Annotated in this window: 19 protein-coding genes and 1 pseudogene; 5 read left to right on the forward strand and 15 right to left on the reverse strand. The window is 60.3% G+C overall.

The window, feature by feature from the left end:
- Positions 1–31 precede the first annotated feature (31 nt).
- The 3 genes from prfB to recJ form a co-directional block, all read right to left on the reverse strand.
- Positions 32–1,151, reverse strand: a protein-coding gene (gene prfB, locus MU846_RS08380; RefSeq protein ID WP_246951604.1) for a peptide chain release factor 2 whose coding sequence is annotated in 2 segments (ribosomal slippage) — positions 32–1,078 and positions 1,080–1,151 — 1,119 coding nt in all. Because the reading frame shifts where the segments join, the coding sequence is not laid out codon by codon here.
- 117 nt (positions 1,152–1,268) lie between these two features.
- Positions 1,269–1,553: a DUF7352 domain-containing protein gene (locus MU846_RS08385; protein ID WP_246951606.1), complete on the reverse strand. Its 285-nt coding sequence runs from the start codon at positions 1,551–1,553 to the stop codon at positions 1,269–1,271.
- Between the two features lie 331 nt (positions 1,554–1,884).
- On the reverse strand, positions 1,885–3,603 hold the full coding sequence (recJ, locus tag MU846_RS08390; protein WP_246951608.1) for a single-stranded-DNA-specific exonuclease RecJ: 1,719 nt from the start codon (positions 3,601–3,603) through the stop codon (positions 1,885–1,887).
- 326 nt (positions 3,604–3,929) lie between these two features.
- Between recJ and fadB the strand changes: the two genes are divergently transcribed.
- On the forward strand, positions 3,930–6,080 hold the full coding sequence (gene fadB, locus MU846_RS08395) for a fatty acid oxidation complex subunit alpha FadB (protein ID WP_246951610.1): 2,151 nt from the start codon (positions 3,930–3,932) through the stop codon (positions 6,078–6,080).
- A 23-nt stretch (positions 6,081–6,103) separates the two neighbouring features.
- Positions 6,104–7,279 (forward strand): acetyl-CoA C-acyltransferase FadA, encoded by a 1,176-nt coding sequence (gene fadA / locus MU846_RS08400; RefSeq protein WP_246951612.1) that lies wholly within the window; start codon positions 6,104–6,106, stop codon positions 7,277–7,279.
- A 314-nt stretch (positions 7,280–7,593) separates the two neighbouring features.
- On the opposite strand, the gene MU846_RS08405 is transcribed toward fadA, so the two are convergent.
- The 3 genes from MU846_RS08405 to dbpA form a co-directional block, all read right to left on the reverse strand.
- On the reverse strand, positions 7,594–8,868 hold the full coding sequence (locus MU846_RS08405; RefSeq protein ID WP_246951614.1) for a type II toxin-antitoxin system HipA family toxin: 1,275 nt from the start codon (positions 8,866–8,868) through the stop codon (positions 7,594–7,596).
- Positions 8,865–9,089, reverse strand: coding sequence for a type II toxin-antitoxin system Y4mF family antitoxin (locus MU846_RS08410; RefSeq protein WP_246951616.1), 225 nt, complete (start codon positions 9,087–9,089; stop codon positions 8,865–8,867). Before MU846_RS08410 ends, MU846_RS08405 begins: the two co-directional genes overlap by 4 nt.
- A gap of 314 nt (positions 9,090–9,403) precedes the next feature.
- Positions 9,404–10,783: an ATP-dependent RNA helicase DbpA gene (gene dbpA, locus MU846_RS08415; RefSeq protein ID WP_246951618.1), complete on the reverse strand. Its 1,380-nt coding sequence runs from the start codon at positions 10,781–10,783 to the stop codon at positions 9,404–9,406.
- A gap of 276 nt (positions 10,784–11,059) precedes the next feature.
- On the opposite strand from dbpA, the gene MU846_RS08420 reads away from it, so the two are divergent.
- A complete protein-coding gene (locus MU846_RS08420) occupies positions 11,060–11,758 on the forward strand; it encodes a glutathione S-transferase N-terminal domain-containing protein (RefSeq protein WP_246951620.1) in 699 nt (232 codons plus the stop codon).
- A 161-nt stretch (positions 11,759–11,919) separates the two neighbouring features.
- Here MU846_RS08420 and MU846_RS08425 read toward each other — a convergent pair whose 3' ends face one another.
- The 3 genes from MU846_RS08425 to MU846_RS08435 all read right to left on the reverse strand — a co-directional run bounded on the left by MU846_RS08425 (position 11,920) and on the right by MU846_RS08435 (position 14,981).
- Positions 11,920–12,330, reverse strand: a complete 411-nt coding sequence (locus tag MU846_RS08425) for a hypothetical protein (RefSeq protein WP_246951622.1) — start codon at positions 12,328–12,330, stop codon at positions 11,920–11,922.
- Between the two features lie 112 nt (positions 12,331–12,442).
- Complete coding sequence (locus MU846_RS08430) at positions 12,443–13,312, reverse strand: universal stress protein (protein ID WP_246951624.1); 870 nt, start codon at positions 13,310–13,312, stop codon at positions 12,443–12,445.
- A gap of 109 nt (positions 13,313–13,421) precedes the next feature.
- On the reverse strand, positions 13,422–14,981 hold the full coding sequence (locus MU846_RS08435; RefSeq protein ID WP_246951626.1) for an MFS transporter: 1,560 nt from the start codon (positions 14,979–14,981) through the stop codon (positions 13,422–13,424).
- A 312-nt stretch (positions 14,982–15,293) separates the two neighbouring features.
- On the opposite strand from MU846_RS08435, the pseudogene MU846_RS08440 reads away from it, so the two are divergent.
- Positions 15,294–15,449: pseudogene (locus MU846_RS08440) on the forward strand (transposase); the annotation flags it as partial.
- A 1,094-nt stretch (positions 15,450–16,543) separates the two neighbouring features.
- On the opposite strand, the gene MU846_RS08445 reads toward MU846_RS08440, so the two are convergent.
- The 3 genes from MU846_RS08445 to MU846_RS08455 form a co-directional block, all read right to left on the reverse strand.
- Positions 16,544–19,645, reverse strand: coding sequence for an efflux RND transporter permease subunit (locus MU846_RS08445; RefSeq protein WP_246951627.1), 3,102 nt, complete (start codon positions 19,643–19,645; stop codon positions 16,544–16,546).
- Positions 19,645–20,742: an efflux RND transporter periplasmic adaptor subunit gene (locus MU846_RS08450; RefSeq protein WP_246951649.1), complete on the reverse strand. Its 1,098-nt coding sequence runs from the start codon at positions 20,740–20,742 to the stop codon at positions 19,645–19,647. The genes MU846_RS08445 and MU846_RS08450 overlap by 1 nt, the downstream gene beginning before the upstream one ends.
- Positions 20,743–20,893: 151 nt before the next feature.
- Positions 20,894–21,631, reverse strand: a complete 738-nt coding sequence (locus MU846_RS08455) for a response regulator transcription factor (protein WP_246951629.1) — start codon at positions 21,629–21,631, stop codon at positions 20,894–20,896.
- Between the two features lie 233 nt (positions 21,632–21,864).
- Between MU846_RS08455 and MU846_RS08460 the strand changes: the two genes are divergently transcribed.
- Entirely contained in the window at positions 21,865–23,037 is a 1,173-nt protein-coding gene (locus MU846_RS08460; RefSeq protein WP_246951631.1) for an arabinose transporter, read from the forward strand.
- 54 nt (positions 23,038–23,091) lie between these two features.
- Here MU846_RS08460 and MU846_RS08465 read toward each other — a convergent pair whose 3' ends face one another.
- From MU846_RS08465 to MU846_RS08475, 3 genes are all read right to left on the reverse strand, one after another.
- A complete protein-coding gene (locus MU846_RS08465) occupies positions 23,092–24,741 on the reverse strand; it encodes a phosphatidylinositol-specific phospholipase C domain-containing protein (protein ID WP_246951634.1) in 1,650 nt (549 codons plus the stop codon).
- Positions 24,742–24,943: 202 nt separating this feature from the next.
- Positions 24,944–25,399, reverse strand: a complete 456-nt coding sequence (locus MU846_RS08470) for a DUF192 domain-containing protein (RefSeq protein WP_246951636.1) — start codon at positions 25,397–25,399, stop codon at positions 24,944–24,946.
- Positions 25,400–25,618: 219 nt separating this feature from the next.
- Positions 25,619–26,455, reverse strand: a complete 837-nt coding sequence (locus tag MU846_RS08475) for a type II secretion system protein N (protein WP_246951638.1) — start codon at positions 26,453–26,455, stop codon at positions 25,619–25,621.
- Positions 26,456–26,993: the final 538 nt, after the last annotated feature.

Raw genomic sequence — 26,993 nt, forward strand, 5'->3', positions numbered from 1 at the left:
AAATAACAACGTCGGACGTCCGACACTTCGATTACAGGCCGGATTTCAGCGACGCCTCGATAAACTGATCGAGCCCGCCATCCAGCACAGCTTGGGTATTACGAGTTTCAACCCCGGTGCGCAAATCCTTGATGCGCGCATCATCCAGTACATAGGAGCGAATCTGGCTGCCCCAGCCGATATCGGATTTGCTGTTTTCCAGCCGTTGTTTTTCGGCGTTGCGCTTTTGCACCTCCAGCTCATACACCTTGGCTTTCAGCATTTTCCAGGCTTCGTCCTTGTTCTGGTGCTGCGAGCGTCCGCTCTGGCTGGCGGCAACAACGCTGTGCTCTTCGCCGGTATCCGGATCCTTGAAGAAATACGTCAGCCGCACCGCAGAGTCAGTCCGGTTGACGTGCTGGCCACCCGCGCCCGACGCACGGTAGGTATCCGTGCGCACCTTGCTCGGATCAATCTCAAGATTGATGTCGTCGTCCACTTCCGGCGAGACAAACACCGAGCTGAACGAGGTATGGCGGCGGCCACCGGAATCAAACGGCGACTTGCGCACCAGCCGATGTACGCCGGTTTCCGTGCGCAGCCAGCCATAGGCGTACTCGCCCTGCACATGCACCGTGGCGCTCTTGATGCCGGCCACATCGCCAGCCGAGGCTTCCACCAGTTCGGCCTTGAAGCCCTTGGCCTCGGCCCAGCGCAGATACATGCGCAACATCATTTCGGCCCAGTCCTGAGCCTCGGTGCCGCCAGACCCGGCCTGGATATCCAGATAGGCGTTACAGCCATCCATTTCACCTGCGAACATGCGGCGAAACTCAAGCGTGGCGACATCCTGCTCAAGCTTGTCGAGTTCCTCGCCAAGCTCTTCGAGCATGGATTCGTCCTGCTCTTCCAGCGCCAGCTCCAGCATGGTTTCGCTGTCTTCAAAGCCGCTCTCCAACGCATCCACGGTATTCACTACCGCAGCAAGCTGGGCGCGTTCGCGGCCCAGGGTCTGGGCACGTTCGGGAGTATTCCAGATCGCCGGATCTTCCAGCTCGCGTTCTACTTCTGTCAGGCGTTCGCGCTTGGCAGCATAGTCAAAGGTACCCCCTGAGCGCTTCGGTACGCGCTTTCAGGTCGGCCAGCTGATTGCGCAGCGGGTTGATTTCCATAGTATTCCTTCCGAATGGCGGAGCGGGCCGGGCGGCCCGCAAAGGGCGAGGATTTTAAGGAACCTCCCTGCAAGTATCCAGCGGTTCCGGGCAAAGCCCGCCACGCCGCATGCAAATTTACTCGGTCAGTTCGAAAATGTGATACGACTCGGGCCGCAACGAATCCAGCGCCGTACCCACGAATACCGCGTGATCCGGGATGCCATCACCGGTCATGAACACGCGGAAGCAACGCTCGGTCTTGCTGTTCTCGATCAGCGAGCCTGCCGGCACTTCCGCCCACAGATAAAGGTGCTGATCGTGCGGACTGTAGGCCACTTGCCGGATAACACCTTCGGGGGAAAGCTTGATCTTCTGGGGTTCGTCACCGACCTTCAACCGGTGCTTGTGTATTGTTTTCATTCAGGGGATCTCCCGCCTTTTCTACCTGAGCAAGCGCCTTGTGGGCGCCATCCGGGGGCAAATGCTACAGGCGCCGCGCGCTGGCTGCTAGCGCATCACGGTCAGCCGGCCCGTACCCGCGGGCAAGTAACGGCAGGTGCAGCCGGTTTCGCGCCGTTCTGGCCGGTCGGCCGCAGTGCACGGCGCCACCCTTCGATACCGCCTCGTTACCGCGCAGGCTGCTTTTTCACGGTGTTCAGGCGCTCTCTTGCCTGCCTGCCGCTTCGCCGGCTGCGCTCTCCAGCCGCGCCTTACCATGCGCGTTTTCAATCTGCGCCTTTCTATTCACCGCTCACATCGGCTCCAGATGCTCGAACACCAGCTGCGGGCTGCGACGACCCTGCCACACATTCACCTCCAACCGATAAACCCCCTGCACAGCACGCAGCGGCGACGGCAGCCGGGCCAGCTCGGCGTTGAAATGGATGGCATCGATAATGCCGCCAGTCTGCGGCAGCCCCAGGGTCAGCTTGAGATGCCGCTCCCCAACCACTCTATGATCCAGCACCTCGAAACAGCCATCAAAGCTCGGCGGTGCAAACCCCTGCCCCCAGGGAAAGGCGTGACAAAGCAGCTCCGCATGTACCAGATCCAGCTGGGAGGGTGACAGCTCACCGTCGGTTTCCACCACCTCCTCGAACAACCCCGGCAGCGCCATGGCAGTAACCGCATCGCTCAGCGCAGCCGCAAATCTTGGCAGATCGGCGCGCGCCAGCGTGACCCCCGCAGCCATCGCATGGCCACCGAAACGCTGCAACAGCCCCGGCTGCGCAGTGGCCACGCGCTCCAGCACATCGCGCAAGTGCAGCCCGGCAATGGAGCGCCCGGAGCCTTTCAGCACGCCCGGCTCACGCGCCGGGGCAAACGCCAGCACCGGGCGATGGGTGGCTTCGCGCACCCGCGACGCCAGAATGCCCACCACTCCCTCGTGCCAGCCGTCTTCATGCAGGCACAGCGCGGGGGGCAAGGTGGGGTGGCGCTGCCGCAGCTGCTGCACATAGCCCATGGCTGCATCCCGCATCCCCTGCTCGATGCTGCGACGCTCACGATTGATGGTATCCAGCTGCGCCGCCAACTGTTCTGCGCGTGCGGCGTCATCCGTCAGCAGGCACTCCACGCCCAGGCTCATTTCTGTCAGCCGCCCCGCCGCATTCAGCCTCGGCCCGGCAGCAAAACCCAGATCCGCCGCCACCACCCGCTCCGGCGCCCGGCCTCCGGCCCGCAGCAACGCGGTGATCCCCGGCGCACAGCGGCCACGGCGAATACGGCGCAGCCCTTGCTCCACCAGCGCCCGGTTGACGCTATCCAGCGTCACCACATCCGCCACCGTGCCCAGCGCGACCAGATCAAGCAAATCGGCCAGCGGGGCGTCGCCGGCCTGCGGATCGCCTTGCTCCCGCAAGGCCGCACGCAGCGCCAATAGCAAGTAGAACGCCACGCCGACACCGGCCAGATGCTCACCGGGGCCGCCTGGCACCAGGCGCGGATTGACGATCGCATCCGCAGCCGGCAATGCCTCGCCCGGCAGGTGATGATCGGTAATCAGCACTCGCACTCCAGCCGCACGGGCCGCCGCCACACCTTCGACCGAAGCAATGCCGTTATCCACGGTGATGAGCAGGCCTGGCGCACCCTGCGCCAGCGCCAGTTCGACGATTTCCGGCGACAGGCCATAACCGAAAACGAAACGATCCGGCACCAGAAAGCCCGGCATGGGGAAACCAAGCATGACGAGGCCGCGCAACATGACAGCCGTAGCGGTAGCGCCATCGGCATCATAATCACCCACCACCAGAATGCGATGGCCCGCCTCCCTGGCCTGGCACAGCAGCGAAACAGCTTCCTGAATGCCCGGCAGGCTGGCCGGCGGCGGCAAATTGCGCAACGAGAGATCAAGTTGCTCCACGTGCGCTACTCCGCGAGCGGCCAGAATACGCGCAAGCAACGGCGGGATACCCGGCCAGCTGGGCACCTGGGCCACGGCACGGCGTCGGATTTCGGGGAGGCTCATCAAGTGTCCTGACTTCAGCGTATTGAAGCGAAACTGCGGCGCAGTATAACAGCCGTATTTTTTGCCGCATCGGTCACGAAAACCTTGTGGTCACAAATGCCCGCGCCAAGAACGGGCAAACCACCCTCGCCTTGCCCTATACTTGGCGGCCCGGACGGTAGCGGCTGGACATTCCGCGTCCGGAGGTGTGCAAATGTTCACACAAAAAAGAGTCCCCGGCAGGCCGCTACGCGCTATGCCGGCAACGCTTTCGATTCAACGGGGGCGCCGCCGCTCAGGCTCTCGGCCGGGCTGCGCGCACTCGCTACCACGTGGAGAGCATCAACATGATCTACTCAGGCAAGGCCGTCACGGCAACGCTGCTGGACGACGGTATCGCCGAACTGAAGTTCGATCTTCAGGGCGAATCCGTCAACAAGTTCAACCGCGAAACCATTGAAGAACTCGCACAGGCAGCAGCCGCTTTGAAGGCGGATGGCAACGTCAAAGGTCTGATCGTGACCTCGGGCAAGGGCGTGTTCATCGTCGGTGCCGACATCACCGAGTTCACCGACATGTTCAAGCTGCCGGAAGACGAAATTGCCGGCTGGTGCCTGAGCGCCAACCAGGCTTTCAATGCAGTGGAAGACCTGCCGTTCCCCACCGTTTGTGCCATCAACGGCATTGCGCTGGGTGGCGGCCTTGAGATGGCGCTGTCGTGCGATTTCCGCGTCGCCGCCACAACCGCCCAGGTGGGCCTGCCGGAAGTGAAGCTGGGCCTGTTCCCCGGCTTCGGCGGCACCGTGCGCATGCCGCGCCTGATCGGCGTGGATAACGCCGTGGAATGGATCGCCGCCGGCGGCCAGCATAAAACCGACAAAGCACTGAAAGACGGTGTGCTGGATGCGGTGGTCGAGCCGGAAAAACTGAAAGATGCCGCCATTGCGCTGGTAAAACAGTGTCTGGAAGGCAAGATCGATTATCAGGCCAAGCGTGCAGAAAAGCAGCAGCCGCTGAAACTGCCGCCGATGGAAAACATGATGGCGTTCCAGACCTCCGGCGCCTTCGTCGCGCAACAGGCGGGTCGCAACTACCCGGCGCCGGTCGCCGCTGTGAACGTGATGCAACAGCACGGCGGCATGACCCGTGATCAGGCTTTGGAAGTGGAAGCCAAGAACTTTGCGAAGATCGCCAAGACGCCGCAAGCGACTTCGCTGGTTGGCCTGTTCCTGGCCGATCAGGCAGTCAAGAAAGCCAACGGCGCACACGTGAAGAAAGGTGCATTGGAGATCAATCAGGCAGCCGTGCTTGGCGCCGGCATCATGGGCGGCGGCATCGCCTTCCAGAGCGCTCTCAAGGGCACCCCGATCATCATGAAAGACATCGCCGACAAGGCGCTGGATCTGGGCATGAACGAAGCCTCCAAACTGCTGGCCCGGCGCGTCGAGCGCAAGCGCCTGGATGCCGCCGGCATGGGCAAGGTGCTGTCGCAAATCCGCCCCACCCTCAACTACGGCGATTTTGCTGACGTGGACGTGGTGGTCGAAGCCGTCGTCGAAAACGAGAAGATCAAGCAATCAGTGCTTGCCGAGGTGGAAGAGAAACTCAAGGGCGATGCCGTGCTGGCATCGAACACCTCGACAATCTCCATTACCCGCCTGGCCAGCGCACTGAAGAAGCCGGAAAACTTTGCCGGCATGCACTTTTTCAACCCGGTGCACATGATGCCGCTGGTGGAAATCATTCGCGGGGAAAAAACCTCCGATACCACCGTCGCCACGCTGGTGAAATACGCCCAGAAGATGGGCAAGAACCCGGTTGTCGTCAACGACTGCCCCGGCTTTCTCGTCAACCGTGTGCTGTTCCCCTACTTCGGCGGCTTCGGCCTGCTGCTGCGTGATGGCGCCGATTTCCAGGCGGTGGACAAGGCCATGGAAAAATTCGGCTGGCCGATGGGCCCGGCCTATCTGCTGGACGTGGTCGGTATCGATACCGGCGTACACGCCGCAGCGGTCATGGCGGAAGGCTTCCCGGAGCGCATGAACTACGGCTTCAAGGACGCCACCACGGTGATGTTCGAGAACAAGCGCTACGGCCAGAAAACCAATGTCGGCTTCTATCGTTATGAAGAAGACAAGAAGGGCAAGCCGAAGAAAGTGGTGGACGACGAAACCTACACGCTGCTTGCACCGCATGTAGGCGAGCGCCAGGAAATCAGCGAAGAAGAGATCGTCGCACGGATGATGATTCCGATGTGTACCGAAACAGTACGCTGCCTGGAAGACAACATCGTCGGCTCCGCCGCTGAAGCCGACATGGCAATGATTTACGGCATCGGCTTCCCCCCGTTCCGTGGCGGCCCGCTACGTTACATTGATTCCATCGGCACCCGAGAGTTCGTGGCCCTGTGCGACAAATACGCACACCTGGGCGGTATCTACGAAGCGCCGCAACTGCTGAAAGACAAAGCCGCCAAAGGCGAGAGCTTCTTCGGCTGATCACGGACACAGGAGATAGAGTAATGAGTCTGAACCCGAGAGACGTTGTTATTGTAGATGCGGTCCGTACGCCGATGGGCAAGTCCCGCAACGGCCAGTACCGCCATGTGCGAGCAGAAAAACTGTCTGCACTGCTGATCGAGGCGCTGCGCACCCGTAATCCGAAGTGGGATGTCACCGAGACGGAAGATGTGATCTGGGGCTGCGTCAACCAGACCAAGGAACAGGGCATGAACATCGCCCGCAATATCGCCATCCTGGCCGACCTGCCCCGCACCACTGCTGCCCAGACCATCAACCGGCTGTGCGGCTCATCCATGCAGGCACTGCATATTGCCGCCCAGAACATCATGACCGGCAACGGTGATGTGTTTGTCGTCGGTGGCGTGGAGCACATGGGCCACGTGGCCATGGATCACGGCGTCGATCTGAACCCGGAGATTTCCAAGTACGTCGCCAAAGCCTCCTTCATGATGGGCCTGACCGCCGAAATGCTCGGCCGCATGCACGGCATCAACCGCCAGCAGCAGGACGAGTTCGCCGTGCGTTCGCACCTCAAGGCGTGGGAAGCCACCGTCGAAGGGCGTTGGAAGAACGAAATCGTGCCGATTGAAGGCCACGATGCCAACGGCTTCAAAGTGCTGTGTGAAATCGACGAAGTGATCCGCAAGGATTCCTCGCTGGAAACCATGCAGGGGCTGAAGCCGGTATTTGATCCGCGCAACGGCACCGTGACAGCGGGCACCTCCTCGGCACTGTCCGACGGCGCATCAGCGCTGCTGGTCATGAGCGCCGAACGTGCCCAGGCACTGGGGCTGGCCCCGCGAGCAAAAATCCGCAGCATGGCCGTGGCCGGCTGCGATGCCGCCATCATGGGTTACGGCCCGGTGCCGGCCACGCAGAAAGCGCTCAAGCGCGCTGGCCTCACCATCGACGATATCGATTATGTCGAGCTGAACGAAGCCTTCGCCGCGCAATCCCTGCCGGTGCTTAAGGATCTCAACCTGCTGGACAAAGTCGAGGACAAGGTGAACCTCAACGGCGGCGCCATCGCCCTTGGCCACCCGCTGGGCTGCTCCGGCGCGCGCATCACCGGCACCCTGCTGAACGTCATGGAATGGAAAGGCGGCACCCTCGGCCTGGCCACCATGTGTATCGGCCTGGGTCAGGGGATTGCGACAGTGATCGAGCGCGTCTGACGCCTCGCTTGCTCGCAGCATAAAAAGAGCCCGGCGTATGCCGGGCTCTTTTTTTTGCCCCTCTCCCCTGGTGGGAGAGGGGAGCAAAAAGCTGGTTCGCTCGCTTTCGGGCCAGCCTGCGGCTGTTCTGCGCTTCGCTTGTCCCACGAGGGAGAGGGGCTAAAGAGATCGGTATTTTTGACAACCCCGTAGGGGCTTTCGCGGATAGCGGAAATGCTTCCACGGAAATCGACGCTGAACTTTTTTTGCAACTTTCCAGGCAGCGGTTATCTCGTAGGAATCGAACGCAGCAATCCAGCGCGCCCGCAGTTCGCCTAACGCAGCCCGGCCACAAGCCTTTCCAGCACGCGGTAACGCGCCCGGCTCTGCTCAACCAGTGCACCTGACATACGCGCTGCATCGCCGTCGCACCAGGCCTGAACATCGGCAGCAGCAAGCTCGACAGCCTCCAGCGCCTGTTTCAGAAACCGTGCCAACACCACGCGCATCCGTGCTGGCGCTGTCCCCGTCTGCTCTCCGAACGCCTCGAAACTCTCACCATCAAGCTCGTCGAAACAACGCGCCCCTCCCAGCGACATGGCGAAATCCCGGCTCAGATCAGGATACAGGCTGGTGGACACCAGATCATAAGCCGGCGACAACACCGGTTTCGTGCCACGGTAGAGCAACGAGAAATTTTTCCCATGCGCATCTTCGTTGCCAATCAGAATATTGAATAGCATCCGCTTCAACAGCTCCACAATATCCTGAGCAGGCGTTGCCGAGTACCGACGGATTGTCTCGAAGAGATCCGCTGCGCTCGGCCCACCATCCTGTTCATACTTGCGCGAGGAGACAATACTCATCGCCTGACAGATATCTTCCTGATGGACACGAATCACATCGCCCGCCTCCCGCCGCAACCGATCATAGCGTGTGATCTGCAAGCACACCTCGCGCCTGCCCGCCATTGTCAGATACGGCCGAAGGCTAACGTCGGCCACCACAAGCCCAGCTCTCCGAGCAGCATGCATACAAAGATATTCATTCTGCGGAAGCGCATTAAAGCGCTCAGACGGCGGTTTGAGCAGATGCGTCGAGGGCATCGAAACAGGCAGCATCAGCGCATCACCCGTCACGGCCACGGGCAACTTCTGCTGTGCGCCTGCGAGGCTGAGGCGAGGCCCGCCTGCACGAGCTGCAAGAAAAGGATGCCGTGCGGATTCGTCCAACAGCTGCCCGAGACGCTGTTCATCCAGAGGCTCGGCTTGCGTCAGCTTTGTATTCGCCGACAGCTCTTCATCAACATTCAGCGAAACCGCGCCAGCCACGTCGCCACCCAGCCGTGCCAACAAGCCGGGAATATTCTGCACATCCGTTGCCAGATCCTCGGCAATCTGGTGGCGCAAGATGCCTTCGGGCAACAGATTTTCAAACCATGGAAAGGCAATGCGATCAGGATAGTGCTGCGCGCGTATCGGCATTGATACCGACAACCTGTGCTGCGACGTGGCAACGTAATCGGGCAAATAACAAAAACTGAAACGGTGGTGCTCATCAATGACCAGCTCACCACACGGCGTGCCACCCAACATCACCCTGAGTTTCATTGCTCTCTCCCCTCAACCACTTCCGCAGCCAACAGAGAGACTTCAATCCCCAGCGAAGCCAGCACGCGCAGCGTCAGCCCCAGCTCGACAGTCGCCTTGCCGCGTTCCAGATCGTGCACAAATCGCGTGCTCACATCTGCTGCCGCCGCCAGCGCCTGTTGGGTCAGGTGCTGATTTTTGCGCGCCTGCCGCACGATATTGCCGATATCTTTGCTTTGCACACCCGCTCCTGTCTGCGCGATCACGCATATTCCGAGTTAGCTTACTGCAAACCATTGAAATATGCACGATCACGCATAAGCAGGGACTGAAAGCGAAAGCTGCAACATAATATGCGCGGACGCGCATAGCCTGCACACTCTTTGATCAAACGCTAAAGCCCAAACGGACGGGGCGACCGTATCCCCAGCGCTCCCTGTTCACTGACAAACGCCACATCTTTCATTCACCCACCGCGCCAGCCTGCGGCCGCTCTTCACTTGGCTTGCACGAAATAAGCGATGTGGTGCTGCTTCCGTGAAAAGATATGCCACATTCATAACAGCCGCACTCGCAACGCTCGGCCCTTGATCTTCCCTGCGTTCAGCCGCTGCAAGGCAACATCCGCCAGCTCACGCTCCACTGCCACAAATGCCTGGAAATCGGTGATGCTGATCTTGCCGACCTTGTCACCGGGCAAGCCAGCCTCACCGGTCAGGGCGCCGAGCACATCGCCAGGCCGGAGTTTGTCCTTGCGGCCGGCGGCGATGCAAAGCGTCGCCATCGGCGGTAACAGTTGCCCGCCTGGCCGTGGCTTGAGGCTGCTGACCGGGTGCCAGTTCAGCGGGTTGCCCTGCACCGCCTCGATGGCGTGGGCGCGGCGTATTTCCGCCGGTGCCACCAGGCTGACGGCCATGCCTTTTTCACCTGCACGGCCGGTGCGGCCGATACGATGCACATGCGTCTCCACATCGCGGGCCAGCTCGACGTTGATCACCAGATCCAGCGCATCAATATCCAGCCCCCGTGCCGCGACATCCGTCGCCACCAGCACCGTCAGGCTGCGGTTGGCAAAACGGATCAGCACTTCATCCCGCTCCCGCTGCTCCATGTCGCCATGCAATGCCAGCGCCGCGATGCCTCGTGCGCGCAACGTCGCTGTCACTTCCTGACACTGCTGGCGCGTGAAGCAGAATGCCAGGCAGGAGGCGGGGCGAATACTGGCCAGCACTTGCGCAACCATGTCGGCGCGCTGGCCCGGGGCCACTTCGAAGAAGCGCTGCTCGATGCGTGGCTGACTTTGCTGGCTGTCAATGCGCACTTGCTGTGGATCACGCATGAAGCCCGCGCTGATTTTTCGAATGCCTTCCGGGTAGGTGGCGGAAAACAGTAGCGTCTGGCGTCGCGCGGGGGTCACTTCGATGATGCCGATGATGCTGTCGTAGAAACCCATGTCGAGCATACGATCCGCTTCATCCAGCACCAGTGTGTTCACGCCATCAAGCACCAGAGAGCCGCGGCTCAGATGCTTCTGAACACGCCCCGGCGTGCCGACAATCACCTGCGCGCCGTGTTCCAGCGAAGCGGCCTGCGGGCCCATGGGCACACCGCCGCATAGCGTGAGCACCTTGATGTTGTCTTCGCCTCGCGCCAGCCGGCGTATCTCGCCGGCGACCTGATCGGCCAGCTCACGGGTCGGGCACAGCACCAGTGCCTGGCAGCCGTAATAGCGCAGATTCAGGCCGTGCAACAAGCCGATACCGAACGCCGCTGTTTTGCCGCTGCCGGTGCTGGCCTGGGCAATCAGATCGGCGCCGCGCAAGATCACCGGCAAGCTTTGCGCCTGCACCGGCGTCATGGCGTGATAGCCCAACGTCGCCAGATTAGCGAGCATCGGCCGGGAAAGTGGTAGCGTGGAAAAGGCGGTATCAGTCACTGCGCCGGCCTTGAATCGGAAAGAGGAGCGGCAGTGTAACAGGCCAGGTGCTGCCCCGCTTTGCTATTGACGCTCTGCTCCGGGCTCCTCTGCATTGTGGCACCGTCGCCCACATGCCCAGGCTTCGAGATGTGTGCCTTGCCGCGTCTCGGCCCCGGTCAGAACGGCATCACCAGGCTGTGCCTCGTTTTACCTGCACAGGATTTGCGGTAGGGTTCCAGAAGCTGGCCGGCCACCCTCGGTGCCCCAACCCTGAAAACCGCTCTGGAGCGCATCATGACTCAAACCTGGTTTCCTGATACTCAAAAATGGCCGGTCGATCACCCCGACCGCTTGCAGCTTTACACCATGGCCACACCCAACGGCCAGAAGGTGTCGATTGCGCTGGAAGAAACCGGGCTGCCGTATGAGTGGCATCTGGTGAACATTCGTGACGGCGACCAGCATCATCCGGATTACCTGAAGCTCAGCCCGAACGGCAAGATTCCCACCATCATTGATCCCGATGGCCCCGATGGCAGCCCGCTGATCATGATGGAATCCGGCGCAATCCTGCTTTATCTCGCCGACAAGAGCGGCATGTTGATCCCTGCCGATGAACGAGGGCGCCGGCAAGTGCACCAATGGCTGTTTTTCCAGATGGCTCACATCGGCCCGATGTTTGGCCAGTTCGGCCATTTCTTCAAATTTGCCGCCGATCAGACGTCGGACGATTACGGCGTGACCCGTTACACCAACGAAGCAAAACGCTTGCTCGGTGTGCTTGATCATCGCCTTGCTGAATCCGAATGGCTGGCCGGGCCGGCCTACAGCATTGCCGATATTGCCACCGGCCCCTGGGTGAACGGGCTGGGCTTTTATGGCGGCCTTGACGTGCTGGAGTTTGATCAGTACCGCCATGTGAAACGTTGGCAGGAGGCCTTCAACGCACGGCCTGCCGTTCAGCGCGGCCGGGTTATCGGGCAGGTAACCTGATGTATCGGCCAGGCAGCATCTCGTGCGTGGCCGAATGACAGGCCGGAGCAAGCCGGTCGCCCAGCCTCGCCTTCGTCAAAACAGGCGAGGCCACGAGCGGCCATGTATAGCCACGAAACGAGCATGGCGGTAGCAAAGCCGGAACAAGGCCGGAACAAGAATCACGGCCGAGCGCGAAAGATATCACCCTTGACGTGCACCGGCTCATTGCCCAATTGCTGCAACAGCTCCCGCGCATCATCGCTATCCGGCACCAGCCGGCCCTGGGAGACATGTGCGAGATCTTTACCGATCAGCCATTTCAACGTATCCCAGCTGCCATCGCTGCGCCGGCCCGCGACGCGCTGGATGCCGCCGGGCTCGCCCACATCCTGGGTACGAAACAGCTCGAACTCATATTTGTTGCGGATTTCCACGTGGAAGTAATCACCCTTGCCGGTGCGGCCGGGCTTGACTCGCCGGCGGCCCTCGGGCTGGGCGCGGGCGCGATCTTCCGGCGACATGTTCTGCCACACTTCACGCGCCTTGCGGATATTGCGACGAGCTGCCTCGATCTGCTTCTGCGATGCCATGGGCCACCTCCTGCATTGCCGTAGCGGCACATTGAACGGCCTATTACGCTACGCGGGCAGGGCTCCCTCGGCAGGCACCATCCGTGGTTTTAGCATCCTTTTACGATTTCGGTTATCCCGGCAGCGGCACAATCAATACATCGCTATCACTGTGCGTGAGCACTTGAAGTGTCACGCTGCCCACAAACCATTTCTCCACCGGGTTGCCGCTTTGGCGGCCCAGCACCAGCAGGTCCGCACCGCTCTCCTCCGCCTGGCTGAGAATGCCCCGCGTGGGAAAATCCTTGCGCAATGTGAGCGTGACGCGGCCCGGCTCAAGGCCCGCCGAAGCCACCAGCTCTTCCAAGCCCTTGCGCCCCGTCTCCTCCTGCTCACGGGCATGGGCTTCCAGCAGATCCTTGGCGCCCACCGCGAAGCTGCCGTAAGGCAGCGCCAGCGGCGCCCAGGTATGCAAGACTTCTATCTCGGCATCCGGCGCAACCGTCAGCGCCAGCTCAAGCGCCGGCCGCGATGCCGCCGACAAATCCACCGGTACCAGCACTTTGCGATAAGGGCCATCCACTGCGCCGCGCACCGCCAGCACCGGGCCGGTGCTGCGCCGCACGATACCGCTAGCGGTCGAGCCCAACATCCGATCCCGCCATGCGTGCTCGCCCTGGCCGCCCACTACCACCAAGGTGCCCGAATTGGCGCCGTCCAGCAGTGTGGTGCCAACCTTGCTGCCCTCGCGCACCTCTCCCTGCAGTCGCACGCCCACTGAGTCATCGACCGCCGCTACGGCACTCGCCATCGCCTGCTCGATGGCGGCGCCATGCTGTTCATCCAGCAGCGATTGCACCGCCAGCACCCGCGGCCGCTCCGGGACATGGATCAGTGTGGCAGGGGCATTCAGTGCTTGTGCCAACCGTGCGCCACGCAGTGCCGCACGCTCCGCATGAGGGGAAAAGTCTGTGGCAATACGTATGTCGGTAACGGCGGTCATGGTCAGCTCCCGGTAGTCAATGGCGGGGCTCAAGCAGCCCCGGTTGTTCGATTCTAGAGAATAGCCTGCACCGCCCGTTGACGTACATCAATCCTGCCAGCCGGCGACGTCAATCGGCGGGTGAGTCGGCGGGCGGAGGCACCGGGCCAGCTGCGGGCGTGGCGCGCAGAAAACGCGCCACAAGCATGGCCGTGGCCAACGCGATCACCGCCCCGATGGCTGCGTTGACGTGCAGTGCCGCACTGAACGCGTCTCTGGCCGCCGCAAGCACGCCGGGGCCGGCACCGCCGAGCCCTTCCACAACCGCCAGCGCGCCACCGAGCGTATCGGTGGCGGCATAGGCATCGGGCGCAGTGAGGCCCGCCGGCAACTGCGCTGTCATGCGGCTGCGATAGACCGCTGCCCCGACGCTGCCGATCACGGCAATGCCCAGTGCCATGCCCAGTTCGATGGCCGTTTCCGAAGTGGCCGAGGCGGCTCCGGATTTTTCTGGCGGCGCGGCACTGACCACCAAGTCTGTGCCCAGCGCCATCATCGGCATCACGCCAATGCCCAGCACGACGGTGCCCGCCACCAGCATCGCCACAGCCGTATCACCGGCCACTTGAGTCAGCACGAGAAAGCCGGCAGCCGCCACCAGCAAGCCGCCGGCTATCAATCGCACCCGCGACACATGCCGGGCAAGTAGCGGCAGCAACAACGAGGCCACCACTTGCACCAGCATGGAGGGCAGCATGACCACACCGGCCCGCAATGGCGACAGCCCGGCGACACCTTGCAGGTATTGGAAAATCATCAGCCATGCGCCGGACATCGCCAGAATCGTGAGCATCATGGCCGCCACCGAGGTACTGAAAGCACGGTCACGAAACAGATCCATATCGAACATCGGCTCGGCCAAGCGCAGCTGCCGGCGTACAAATACGGCGCCCAGCAGCAGTGCAACGGCCAGCGCCAGTACTGGCAGCCATCCGGCCCCGTTACGCGCCACGTCCTTGAGACCGTAGACCGCCGCCAGCACCATCGTCACCGACAACAAGGCACTGACAACATCCAGCGCACCGGCCTGCTCATCACGCGATTCCGGCAGCAACAGCGGCCCGGCGATCAACAGCACCAGCATCACCGGCACGCCCAGCAAGAACGCCGATCCCCACCAGAAAAACTCCAACATCAAGCCGCCCACCAACGGGCCAATGGCGCTGCCGATCATGAACCCGGTCATCCAGATGGTGATGGCCACGGTGCGCTGTTGCGCCACCGGGAACATCTGCCGCAATAGCGAGAGTGTGGAAGGCATCAAGGTGGCGCCGGCGATCCCCAGCAATGCACGCGTGACAATCAGCATCTCGGCACTGGTGGAAAACGCCGCCAGCGCCGAAGCGATGCCAAAGGCCAGCGCGCCCGCCAATAACAGCCGGCGCCGGCCGATGCGATCGCCCAAGGTACCCATGGTGACGAGAAAGCCTGCGATCATGAAACCGTAGATATCCAGAATCCACAGCAACTGGGCGCTGGTCGGCTTGAGATCAGCGCTCAGATGCGGCGCTGCCAGATGCAGCACCGTCATGTCCACCGCCAGCAGTATGGTCGGCAGCATCAGCACAGCCAGCCCACACCACTCGCGGCGCGTGGCATAACCGGGCATTTCAGATGTGGTCTTTGGCATATCCAATTCCAGGGCAAGTGGCAAAGCCAGGCAGCTTGAACGGACTCTGGAAGGGAGTGATGAACGACAAGCCAGTGCGGCTCGCTGCCAGCCTGGCGCGCCGCAGGAATCTACCACTTTAGTGAATCGGCGACTATCAGCGGACGCGGTATTAACCAAATAAAATGGAAAAATATATTGAACACAGCCGATGCGGAAGTTTGGTTCATCGTCAACTTCCGGGGAGCCTTTATCGGTGGATTCGTACTCTTGAACCCAGATTTCATGGGTTTTGGAGCGAGCCATGCTGGACAGGAAGGCGATAGAGACGCTGGCCGGCTATCGGGTTGCCGACCTCCGTTAAACAGCAGCATCGTCGAGGGCATCAATAACACCATCAAGGTGATAAAACGCCGGGCCTACGGCACTCAGGATAACGACTATTTCTTCCTCAACGCCAAAGCCGCTTTTCCCAGCAATCCGCGATGAACCTTTTTTAGCCCCTCTCCCCTGGTGGGAGAGGGGTTGGGGAGAGGGGGAGATTATGGCAGAAAAATATACTTAGCACTTGATCCAGAACGAAACTGGCTAACACTCGAGATTTTTTGGCTTTGGAATTTTTATAGAAATTTCAACTGAAGATAAGTGAAAGTAATGCAACATGTAGCTGGCATCGTGCCATCTGCATGTCCGGCAGCCCCCTCTCCCCCAACCCCTCTCCCACAAGGGTAGAGGGGAGCAAAAAGCCGATTCGCTCACTCTCCGGGCCAGCCTGCGGCCATTCTACGCTGCGCTTTCCCCACAAGGGATAAGGTAGCAAAAATATCGGATTTTTGGAAAACCTATTGATACTTTCGCAGATATCGGAATTAGCTCCATGGAAATCTATAATGAAACCTTTTTTAGCCCCTCTTCGCTTTTTCCACAAAGGGAAAGGTAGCAAGAAAAGCTTGGTGTTTTGAACAACCCATTGGTGCTTTCGCTGGTATCGAAAACGGCTCCACGGAAATTGACGACAAACCTTTTTTAGTCCCTCTCCCCTTGTGGGAGAGGGGTTGGGGAGAGGGGGGGGGAGATTATGGCAGGAAAATATGCTTGGCGCTTGATCCAGAACGAAACTGGCTAACACTCGAGACTTTTTGGCTTTGGAATTTTTATAGAAATTTCAACTGAAGACAAGTGAAAGTAATGCAACATGTAGCTGGCATCGTGCCATCTGAATGTCCGGCAGCCCCCTCTCCCCCAACCCCTCTCCCACAAGGGGAGAGGGGAGCAAAAAGCCGATTTCGCTCACTCTCCGGGCCAGCCTGCGGCTGCTCAAAGCTTTGCTTGTCTCAAAAAAGATAGGGGAGCAAAAAAGATCTGTATTTTAGACAACCCATTGGTGCTTTCGCAGATATCGGAAATGCCATCACGGAAATCGGTGATGAACCAAATTTCAGCACCGACGTGCCGGAACAGGCGGCGCTGATCGCGCACGCCTGGGCGCTTCGCCTGGCTGGATTTCCTCCACATTTTCCGCAAAACGCAGAGCGCTTGGCTCTTGGCACTTGGCACTTGGCACTTGGCACTTCGGCGACAAATCAGCCGGGCAGCAGTGAACGCAACCGTGCAGTGAGTTGCCGCATACGATCACCAAAGCGCGCTCCCAGCAACAACATGCAGGGCGTCAGCAGCAGTGTCAGCCCCGATGCAAACGCGAGGCCGCCCGCAATAGCGCTGGACATCTGTGTCCACCATTGCGTAGAAGGCGCACCAATACCCAACCCCGGATCAAGCAAGCTCACATTCACACCAAGCACCATCGGCATCAGCCCCAGCACGGTGGTGCCCGCCGTGAGCAACACCGGCCGCAGCCTCAGGCAACCTGCTTCCAGCGCCGCTTCAGCGGGATTGCTCCCCGCCTCCCTGAGCTCGTTATAGGTATCGATCAGAATAATATTGTTGTTGATCACAATCCCGGCCAGCGCGATCACCCCCATCCCCACCATCACGATACCGAACGGCTGTTGTGTCAGCAGCAAGCCGATCAAAATCCCTGCGGTGGAAAATACGATTGCACTGAGCACCAGTAATGTCTGATAAAGGCTGTTGAACTGCGTGACCAGAATCATCGCCATGAGGAAGATTGCCACTACAAAAGCAACTGCCAGAAACTGCCCTGTTTCCTCCTGATCAGCCTGCTCACCAGCAAAGTTGAGCATCACGCCTTCGGGCAATTCGCTCAATGCCGGCGCCAGTGCGCGCAGGCGTTCATCCAGCCGGTTGCCGGCAGCGATATCGGCCTGCAAGGTGATCGCCCGCCGCCCGTCCACGCGGTGCAACACGCCCACCTTCGGCGCCGGCTCACGCGTGACAAACTGCGACAGCGGCACCTGGCCACGTTCGGTATTGAGTGTCAGCCGCTCCAGCTGATCCAGACTGCGCCAGCTATGCGGCAGGCGCACGCGGATATCCACTTCGTCGAGCGCATCCACCGGCCGGTAAGTGGCCAGCATCAGCCCGGTGGTGATCATCTGCACGGCGCTGCCGATGCTGGTCACATCCGCACCAAAACGAGCCGCCGCCTCACGGTCCACGTGCAAGCGCCACTCCACGCCCGGCAGGCTGCGGTTATCCTCGATGCCGACAAAACCGCCGAGACGCTCCATTTCTTCGCGCAAGAGAGTGACAGCGCGATCCGCCAGATCAGGATCGCGGGCGCTGATCTCCACCTGGAACGGCTTGCCGGAAGTGGGGCCCATTTCCTGCTCCTGAAACTCCAGCACCAGCCCTGGCAAATCGGATGTTCGTTCGCGCATCTCTGCCAGGATTTGCCGTGCCGGCCGGCGCTGGTGCCAGTCGATCAATTGAAATTGCAGCACACCGATAACATCCGGCCCGAGTTGCCCGGTGGGCATCACCATGGAGCGCGCATACAGCGCCTTTACCTCGCTCAATCCTTGCAGGCGATCTTCCACGCGCCGCACCATGGCATCTTTTTCCTCGACGGAATAATCGCCTCTGGCTCGCACCAGCAATTGCGCGGTGTCCGGCTCCACATCGGGGAAAAACTCCACGCCGTGATTCAGTTTTGCGTAAGCAAGATAAACCAGCACAACGAGCCCTAGCGATACCACCAACGTCCAGCCTGGCATCACCAGCAGCCGCCCCAGGGCACGGCGATACGAACGCCCGAGCGCCGTCGCCCGCGGTGGCGTATGACTGGGCCGGCTGGGACGTCCGCTGAAGTGTTTGCCCAGTACAGGCAGAAACACCAGCGCCATTGCCAACGATGCCAGCAGGCACAAAATCACCGTGGCCGGTAAATATTTCATGAATTCGCCAACGACACCGGGCCAGAACAGCAGCGGCACAAACACAACCACCGTCGTCATCAGTGCCGATAGAACCGGCCAGGCCATACGCGCCGCCGCCTCCGCCCAGGCATCGTGGCGGCTTTGGCCTTCCGCAAGATGCCGATCGGCCAGCTCGCCCACCACAATGGCACCGTCCACGAGCAGCCCTGCCACCAGAATCAGGGAGAACAGCACCACAATATTGAGCGTGAAACCCAACGCCCAGATCATCAGAATGCCGGCCAGAAAAGCGCCCGGAATCGTCAGGCCGATCATCATTGCCACACGCAAGCCCATGGCGCCGACAATCACGATCATGACCAACACCACCGCAGTGATGACGTTGTTGAGCAGCTCGGAAAGCAGATCATCCACCTGCTCAGATTGATCCATGATCAGATCAATTTCCAGCCCATCGGGCAGTAATGGCGCCGCCTGCTCCAGCAAATATTTGACGCCATCGATAGTGTTGATGATGTTGGCGCCGGCACGCTTGGACACTTCCAGCACCACCGCCGGCCGGCCATTGATACGGGCAAAGCCTTGCGGGTCTTTGAAAGTGCGACGAATACTGGCCACATCCGCAAAGGTGACAACGCTATCGCCATCCACCTTTACCGGGATCGACAAAACATCTTCCAATGTCTCGATCACTCCCGGCACTTTCAAAGCCATGCGCCCGGCGCCGGTATCCAGACTGCCCGCCGCCACCAGCCGGTTGTTGCGCGATATCAGTGAAAACAGCGTATCGAAATTCAGCCCGTAACTTTCCAGCACCAGCGGGTCGACTACGATCTCCAGCAAGTCTTCACGCTCGCCGCCGATCAGCACTTCCAATACATCCGGAATGCCTTCGATGGCCTCGCGCAGCTCCCGCGCCGTTATCAGCAACTCGGCCTCGGAAAGCTGCCCGGAAAGCCCGATCGACAGCACCGGAAAGCGCGACACGTTAACCTCTGTCACGCGAGGTTCATCAGCCTCTTCGGGAATATCCGCACGGGCAATATCCACCCGCTCACGCACATCAGCCAGCGCGCGCCGGGGATCGAAGCCGGCATCGAACTCAAGGATGATCGAGGCATGGCCTTCGCCAGCCATGGAGGTCATTTTCTTGATGCCCTGGATCGCCCGCAGCTCTTGCTCCATCGGCCGCACCAGCAGCCGCTCGCCATCCTCCGGGCTCACCCCTTCCAGTGTCATCGACACGTAGATCATCGGGATCGTGACATCCGGGTTGGCTTCCTTGGGAATCGCATTGAACGCCGCGATCCCCGCCAGAAACAGAAACACCAGCAGCAACAGAACGGTGCGCGAGCGATCCAGCGCCGCAAAAATGAGCGCACGCACTATTCGGCAGCCGTTGTGTGCGTGACGGCCACGGCATCCACCTCGTCGCCGGGCTCCACAAACCCGCCGCCGAGCGTGATCAGGCGCAACGATGGCGGCAAGCCCGCCACCCACACTTCTGCTGTGCTGGCGCTCAACAAGCGCACGGCGCCAAACTGCACCCGGTTTTGCTCATCCAGATATTTCACGCCCATGCGGCCCTGCTCATCCAGCACCAGCAGCGCGGGAGAAAAACGGTGCGCAAGTTGCTCCGGCAGCTGGATCGCCAAGGTGGCGCTGGCTCCGGCGATACGCAGGCGCTGAGGATTATCCACCGTTACTTCCACGCGATAACTGCGCGTTGTTTCGCTGGCGCGGCTGGCGACAAAATTCACTTCGCCCTCCAGCAGCCTGCCATCCAGCAATGTCACCTGCACCGGCAAGCCCGGCACGAGTTGCGCTATTTCGCGCTGGCCCACCCAGGCGGTGGCGCGCAACCGGGAATCATCCACCAGCTCCGCAAACACATCGCCCACCTGAAACAGATCGCCGGGCTCTGCATCAATCCGATTCAGCACGCCATCGAACGGCGCAGCCGGCCGCATGTGCGCCAGCCGCTGCTGCAACGCGGCCTCCTCCGCGCGCGCCTGCGCGGCGGCAGCGCGCAACCGCAGCAGTTCATTGGCCGACACCAGCTGCCGGCCCTCCAGCCGCTGCGCCGCTTCCAGCTCTGCCTGCCGCAGCGCCAGCTCCGCAGCACTGCGCGCCAGTTGCGCCGGCAAATCTTCCTGATCAAGTTCCAGCAATGTGGCACCTGCCGCCACCCGCTGCCCGTCCTCGACCAATCGCCGCGACACCACACCCGCCACACGCGCACGCAATGCCACCTCTCGCCAGGGCAACAGCGCCCCTTGCGCCTGCACTTGCCCCTGGTGCATTTCGGCATGCAACTGCTCTACTTCCACGCGGGCTTTACTGATCTGCCGGGCATCCGTCTCTGTCGCTTTCGGCGCCTCATCACGAAATGCCTGGCGCTCGCCGGAGGCAAGCCATATCAACAACACCACCGCGAGCACAATGGCAATCAGGACGGAACGGGATAACCGGAACACATGCATAGCCAACAGCACCACATCCTATGTCGCCGGCAACGGTAGCCAGCTAATGAGGTGTTAGGCAAGCACAGAATGTCGCAGCGAAAAGGCTCGCGGCCATTGACCAGCAGCCACAACGCTCAACACAGTACGAAGCGCAGCACACACAGCCCGTTCAAGCTTGCCCGAAGGAGAACATATAACCTTGCCCCCACACCGTGCGCAGCCAGCGATCTTCGCCACCTACCGCGCTCAGCTTGCGGCGCAAATGACTCACATGCAGATCCAGCGCCCGATCATGGCGGCCAAAACGGCGCAGCAATACGGTCTGGTAAAGAAAGGCCTTGCTGAGAATTTGGTCGCAGTGCGTGCATAACGCATACAGCAATCGAAACTCTGTTTCCGTCAGCGCCAGCGGCTGCCCCGCCAGCGCCACCGTTTTTGTGTCGCGACAAAAACGGAGCTCACCGCATTGGTGCTGGCCTTCCCGCGCCGGCCAGCGCCAGCGCAACCGCTCCAGCGCTACCCGACGCAAGATCGCACTGATGCGCGCTTCCAGCTCATCGAACGAAAACGGCTTGGCCAGATAATCATCGGCGCCACGGCGCAGCCCCTCGATGCGCTGCTGCTCGCCATCGTGGGCCGACACCAGAATCACCGGCATGGCACCTTGCTCGGGGCGGGCTTCGAGCAGCATCTCCAGCAGGCCGGCGCCACCGACACCGGGCAACATCGCCTCCAGCACCACCAGATCGAACTCGCCGGCACGAGCCGCAGCCAGCCCGTCTCGCCCGCTCTCGCAAAGCGTTATCCGGTGGCCACAGCCATTCAAGTGCTGCTGCAACGCCTGCCCGAGAGCCGGATCAGGTTCGATAATCAGCAAACGTGTGAGACGCGGTGCGGACGCATTCATTGTGATTGGCAGGGCAAGCTCCGAAGAGGGTAATAATAGGCATTATCATTTGCATATGCCAACTGGCCACTGTGCCACAACACCGCATATTCAAGCCTGAAAAATATCGATAATTTGCGCCCTACCTCCGAGCGCGGCATCATCATGCCGCATTCGGTGTGCGGAAAACGGCCTGCCTCGCGTCTTTTGCGGCTGTTGCGCCACGCCCTCCCTTGTTATGCCCGGAGCCCCGTGTGAGACATCTCGCTCTACTTTGCCTCGCCACCTGTACTGCTTTTCTCACCGTGGGCCTGCCGCTGCCAGTGATATCACTGTTCGTTCACGAACAGCTGGGCTACAGCAGCGTGCTGGTGGGCACTGCGGTCGGCATCCAGTTTCTCGCTACGGTGCTCACACGCGGCCACGCCGGACGGCAAGCCGACACCCTCGGAGCACGGCCGATTCTCCTCAAAGGGCTACTGCTGTGTGCTGCCTCCGGGCTGTTTTATATTGGCGCCGCCTGGTTGCCGCTGCTCAACAGCGGCCGCTTCAGTGTGCTGATTCTGGGCCGCCTGACGCTGGGTTACGGCGAAAGCCTGGTGGTCGCCGGCATGCTCGCCTGGGGCATTGGCACGGTGGGCGCGGCACACTCGGGCCGGGTGATGGCCTGGACGGGCATGGCGATCTACAGCGCCTTCGCCCTCGGCGCGCCCATCGGCCTGATGCTGTATGGCCAAGGCGGGCTGCCGCTGGTGGGGCTGGTGGTGCTATTGCTGCCCGGCCTGGGCCTGCTGCTGATCCAGCGCGTGCCTGTGGTAGCGGTGGCAGCGGGCGTGCGGCGCTCCTTTGCCAGTGTGCTCGGGCGCATCTGGCAACCTGGCCTGGCACTGGCCCTGCAAGGCGTCGGCTTCGCCGCCATCGGCGCCTTCATCAGCCTGCATTTTGCCGAGCAGGGCTGGCGCGGCGCTGGCCTGGCGCTCACCTGCTTCGGTATTGCCTACGCTTTCATGCGGCTGGTCGGCGGCCATCTGCCGGATCGGCTGGGCGGGCCGCCTGTGGCGCTGGCATCGCTGGCCGTGCAAAGCGCCGGCCTGTGGCTGCTCGCTTTTGCGCCCAACGCGCCGGTGGCGCTGCTCGGCGCCGCTATCGCAGGTGGCGGCTGCTCGCTGGTGTTCCCGGCGCTCGGGCTGGTGGTGGTGGCACGCACCGAGCCGCAAGTGCGCGCCACCGCCCTGGGCGGCTACGCGGCATTTCAGGATATCGCCTACGGCGTGACGGGGCCGATCACCGGCCTGATGGTGGGCAGCCTCGGCTTTGCTTCGGCATTCATGGCCGGCGCACTGGCCGCCATGCTGGGCTGGCTGATTGCACTCTGGCTGTGGTGGCAGGGCCGTCAGCACGCTGCTGCCGGCCCTGCGAATCGCTAACTACTGCTGCTGACTTTCACTAGTGATTTTCACTACTGACTATCGCTAACGCGATCAATCCCAGCTCCAACGCTGCGATTTGCCGCCGTGGAATGTCCACAGATGCGCCCGCCGCCCATTACCCCAAAGCGGATTGCGGATATCCAGCGCCCGGTGCGGCGCATGCGCCGGCCGGAAGGAATTGCTCGCGCCCCGCTCCCAGCGCTGGTTATCCCCATCGTGGCACGGCCACAGCACGATGCGCGTTCCCTCGCTGGTGCCCGAGTTGGAGACATCCGCGCATTTGTCCGGCGCCGTCATGGCGCGCAGGCGCCCTTGCGGATCTTGCCACCACATCTGGCTGTCGGCACCGTGGCAGCTCCATTGGTGAATCTGCGTGCCATCAGCGGTGCTGCGGTCTTCCAGATCCAGGCAACGGCCATGGTCATTGCGCAGCTTGCGCCACACCGGCACCGCCGGCGGCTCGGGCGGTTGCACATCGGGGTAATCCCACGGCAGCCATTCGCCCTCATTGGCGAGATCGCTGTAATTGAGCCACACCGCCGACACCGATAACGCCTCACGGGCTTCCTTGAGTTGCTGGTTGCTGTAGCCATTGCGCGGCACATCAAACTGGTAAGTGCTCCCGAACTCCGCAGCACACGCCGCCTCTGCCTGCGGCCAGCTCACCGCCGTGCTGGTGACGGCCCAGTCGCCGGTATCGGCCAGGCACGCAGCGCGCCGCAACTGCTGGCACGGAATATCATTGAACCGCCCATCTGCCCGCTGCTCCGCACAATGCTCATTGCCGCCCGCATTATTCGGCTCGTTTTCTCCCCAGCTCCAGACAGCCGCAGCCAGGCGACTATCGAACGGCACCAGATGATCCAGCCCCACGATCCCGATATTGCATTGCATCGCCTCCGCCATACGCTGCGGCGTGATCGGCGGTGGCGGGTTGCCAAAGGTAGCACTGAGGTTGGTGCCATCCTCGAAAATGCGCACCAGATTCGTTTGCACAAACTGCTGCGTGCGGCCACTGATAGTGCATACCGGATACGCCGCAAAACTGTCGTTACCGGTGGGAAATCCGTAATCGAATACCGTTTCCGCCCAGCGGCTGGTGCTGCAATCACCGCCGATCAGCAGCACCTGCTTGCCATCATTTATCATTTCGGCACGTGTAATATCCATCGGCAAGGTGCGGCAACTGCCGGGCCGATAGATGCGATCCCCCAGATGCTGCTCCAGAATATCCACCGCCTGATCGTGGGCGCTATCCAGGTGATCCTCGATGTAAATCAGGATGACCTGATCCTGGTTCTCAGCGCGCTCCAGCCAGGTGGCGATTTCCTTGATGCCATCCTCGAAATGCCGATCAAACGTAGAACAGCCCGTGTGGCTGCTGGTGCCATGACACAGAATCAGCTTTCCATAAGCCCAATGCACGTCCAGCTCCAGCGCCCGGATGCCGATATCGAGCTGATCGACCACGCTGATCTGCTGGTTCGGATCCCAGTAGCTGCCCAGGTTTTGATAAGCGACGGAGTTGTAGCTGTTGTGGGTGAACTGGAAGCTTGTTTGCCCCAGGGGCTCGCTCATTTCCAATGCGCGCTGGTGAGTGAGGGCTTCGTAATTCCAGCTATTGCGGAAATCTTCGACAGGTGTGGCCAGCGCCGCTGTGCCAAGCAGGCATAATGCCATAGTAATAAAAATGCGTTTCATCCCGTGACCTCTGTTGTTCTGATTATGCGTTCAGGCGCGCGCTGTACTCAGATGCGCAGCGCGCCCATCTGGTGCGCCAGACTCGGAGAAGGCATACAACGGGATTGCGGGCCGAGACACTGCGGGGCATGGGGTATTAAGAGAATATCTGGCGGCGAGGTCAAGCGCTGGGATCAGCTGGCTTCAAAATCCTGTGGCAACGCTACTGGTGCTCACACTTGCCATCTACTGCATACCGCACCTTATCACCTACTTCGATTCCTGCCGCTGCAAAAAAGCCTGCATTGACTTCGAGTGCGCTTTTATAAGGCTTCTCCGAGTAATAGGCTGGGCAGGACTTTGGATCGCTGGAAAGGCAAGGTTCCATTTGGGTGATTGATACTATTTTGTTATCAGCCGATATAAAGGCGATATCGAGGGGGAACTGAACTTGGTACATCCAGAAACCTTGCGAAACAGGCTGTACGCTCTGATAAAGAAAGAGCATGCCGCTACTTTCCTCCAAGGACTTTCGCAGCATAAGGCCCTTCTGGCGGGTTGCAGGATTGGCGGCTATCTCGACAGTTACTACTACAGTGCTGTCACCCAAGCAAAGACGAAGCATAGGCGCACCGAAAACAGCCCCAACAGGAGGGCCGACCGGAAAGAAAAGCAGCATACAAACAAGCCTGAGCACCTTTATATCAAAGCTGGCGTTTGAGGCCCTGCTCATCGAGGCAAGATGGGGGTGCTCAACTGCCCAGTCACCAGTTTTAGAGGTTGTCCAAACTCGCCTCGAATAGTGGCTCAATTTGAACCCCTTTAAAACCTGAAGCTTCAGAGGCCGTACCACTTGCTCTCATAGTAGAAAAGCATACCTTGCAGCCTGGGTTCGGGGTCAGTGATCCGTGGCATTCTCCGAATAATGATACTCAAAGATTGAGCCGTCCTGCCGCTGAAAAACAATAGTCGCTTTCATAGACGTTTGCACAGACATAAATGCCTGCTCGTCCCCTTCAAGCACTCCTAGCGGAAAGCCGTTCACAGAAAGTACAAAATCACCAGGCTCTATGCCAACCTGTTCCCGCACGTTCCTCGGGAATCTCTCGCCTATCACGTAACCCGCAGCGGCACCCTCGACAACAGGGTAGAGATCGTAGGTACTCAGAAGCCGCATCCTCTCACGCTCTGCTCTTGTCCGCTCAAGAATGCCGGCACCATTCACCTGGCCTCTTTCCGCCGTTTCTATCTGGCTTGATTCACCGCCGGCCAAGGGCGTCAGGAACAGTTTGAACTGCTTTCCCCCAACATCTATCAGTACATGGTCTGGCGCTATGCGGGAGATCAGATACTTCCCTGCCACTTGGTCACCAACGCTGTATCTATAAGCACCATAACTCTTGGCCAAAACGACTGCAGATGCCGCCTTGCTATTCTGAGCCTGGAAAAGGGCCAACAGAGAAAGCTCATCATGAACTTCACTTTCGTCAATATCGCGGGCATCTGGCCGAACGCTGCGTGCTTCACTCGGCAGCAATTGCACGGTGTTTTCTACAGCCTGTGTTACTAGCAGGGAAGACACGATGCCTCTCCTGCCGTTTTCAGCAGCAGCGCCTTTAGCGTTTTGATTTGTTACCAAGCTTGACCAATCGACCAACATTATCGCCGTGCCAAGCGATAAGCCAAGCAACCCAAGCAACCCAAGCATGAGAGCAACTTTAACTTTCTTATTCATCCCCACCCACCAACGACACCAAAAGCATCATCACTCAGAAAGCATCAGACCACCCTTAATCGATAACGGGCATATCACCACCCTCAATTTAACATGATCCACAGGAAACTGAACGGCCGCTTGGTAATAAAACACCTTCAAAGAATCAAAAACCACCAATTGATAAGAAAAAAATATCAAAGTGATATCGAACTATAAAAGTGAATATCTTACCTTCTCATGACGCTCCGGTTGCTATGACCGAGCGTATAGCCACAAGTAAAAACTTCCACTTCGGATAATATGAGCCATTACCCACATCATTAGCTGGGTAGCGGAGCGAAGAGCAGCGTGACACACCAGCATCTGAAATAACAGTCGTTCTCGCAAGGTGTGCCGGATATACTTCATAGCTATCAGCGCGCCAGATCGTAAGCGTCCGGCGGCGGTGTTTTTCAAGATAGTTGTTGTGTTAATCATCAGTAAGCGTCCGGCGAACCCATCTACCCGCCGTCATTTCCCCCAGTAACTTAGGTGTCCACCTATTTCTAAGTGGACA

This window comes from Alcanivorax quisquiliarum (assembly GCF_023051175.1).
Taxonomy (GTDB): domain Bacteria; phylum Pseudomonadota; class Gammaproteobacteria; order Pseudomonadales; family Alcanivoracaceae; genus Isoalcanivorax; species Isoalcanivorax quisquiliarum.

Excerpts from the sequence above, each read along its gene's own strand:
- MU846_RS08385 (WP_246951606.1), bottom strand. The coding sequence starts at position 1,553 with ATGAAAACAATACACAAGCACCGGTTGAAGGTCGGTGACGAACCCCAG.
- recJ (WP_246951608.1), bottom strand. The coding sequence starts at position 3,603 with ATGAGCCTCCCCGAAATCCGACGCCGTGCCGTGGCCCAGGTGCCCAGC.
- fadB (WP_246951610.1), top strand. The coding sequence starts at position 3,930 with ATGATCTACTCAGGCAAGGCCGTCACGGCAACGCTGCTGGACGACGGT.
- fadA (WP_246951612.1), top strand. The coding sequence starts at position 6,104 with ATGAGTCTGAACCCGAGAGACGTTGTTATTGTAGATGCGGTCCGTACG.
- MU846_RS08405 (WP_246951614.1), bottom strand. The coding sequence starts at position 8,868 with ATGAAACTCAGGGTGATGTTGGGTGGCACGCCGTGTGGTGAGCTGGTC.
- MU846_RS08420 (WP_246951620.1), top strand. The coding sequence starts at position 11,060 with ATGACTCAAACCTGGTTTCCTGATACTCAAAAATGGCCGGTCGATCAC.
- MU846_RS08425 (WP_246951622.1), bottom strand. The coding sequence starts at position 12,330 with ATGGCATCGCAGAAGCAGATCGAGGCAGCTCGTCGCAATATCCGCAAG.
- MU846_RS08430 (WP_246951624.1), bottom strand. The coding sequence starts at position 13,312 with ATGACCGCCGTTACCGACATACGTATTGCCACAGACTTTTCCCCTCAT.
- MU846_RS08435 (WP_246951626.1), bottom strand. The coding sequence starts at position 14,981 with ATGCCAAAGACCACATCTGAAATGCCCGGTTATGCCACGCGCCGCGAG.
- MU846_RS08450 (WP_246951649.1), bottom strand. The coding sequence starts at position 20,742 with ATGCATGTGTTCCGGTTATCCCGTTCCGTCCTGATTGCCATTGTGCTC.
- MU846_RS08455 (WP_246951629.1), bottom strand. The coding sequence starts at position 21,631 with ATGAATGCGTCCGCACCGCGTCTCACACGTTTGCTGATTATCGAACCT.
- MU846_RS08465 (WP_246951634.1), bottom strand. The coding sequence starts at position 24,741 with ATGAAACGCATTTTTATTACTATGGCATTATGCCTGCTTGGCACAGCG.
- MU846_RS08470 (WP_246951636.1), bottom strand. The coding sequence starts at position 25,399 with ATGCTGCTTTTCTTTCCGGTCGGCCCTCCTGTTGGGGCTGTTTTCGGT.
- MU846_RS08475 (WP_246951638.1), bottom strand. The coding sequence starts at position 26,455 with ATGAATAAGAAAGTTAAAGTTGCTCTCATGCTTGGGTTGCTTGGGTTG.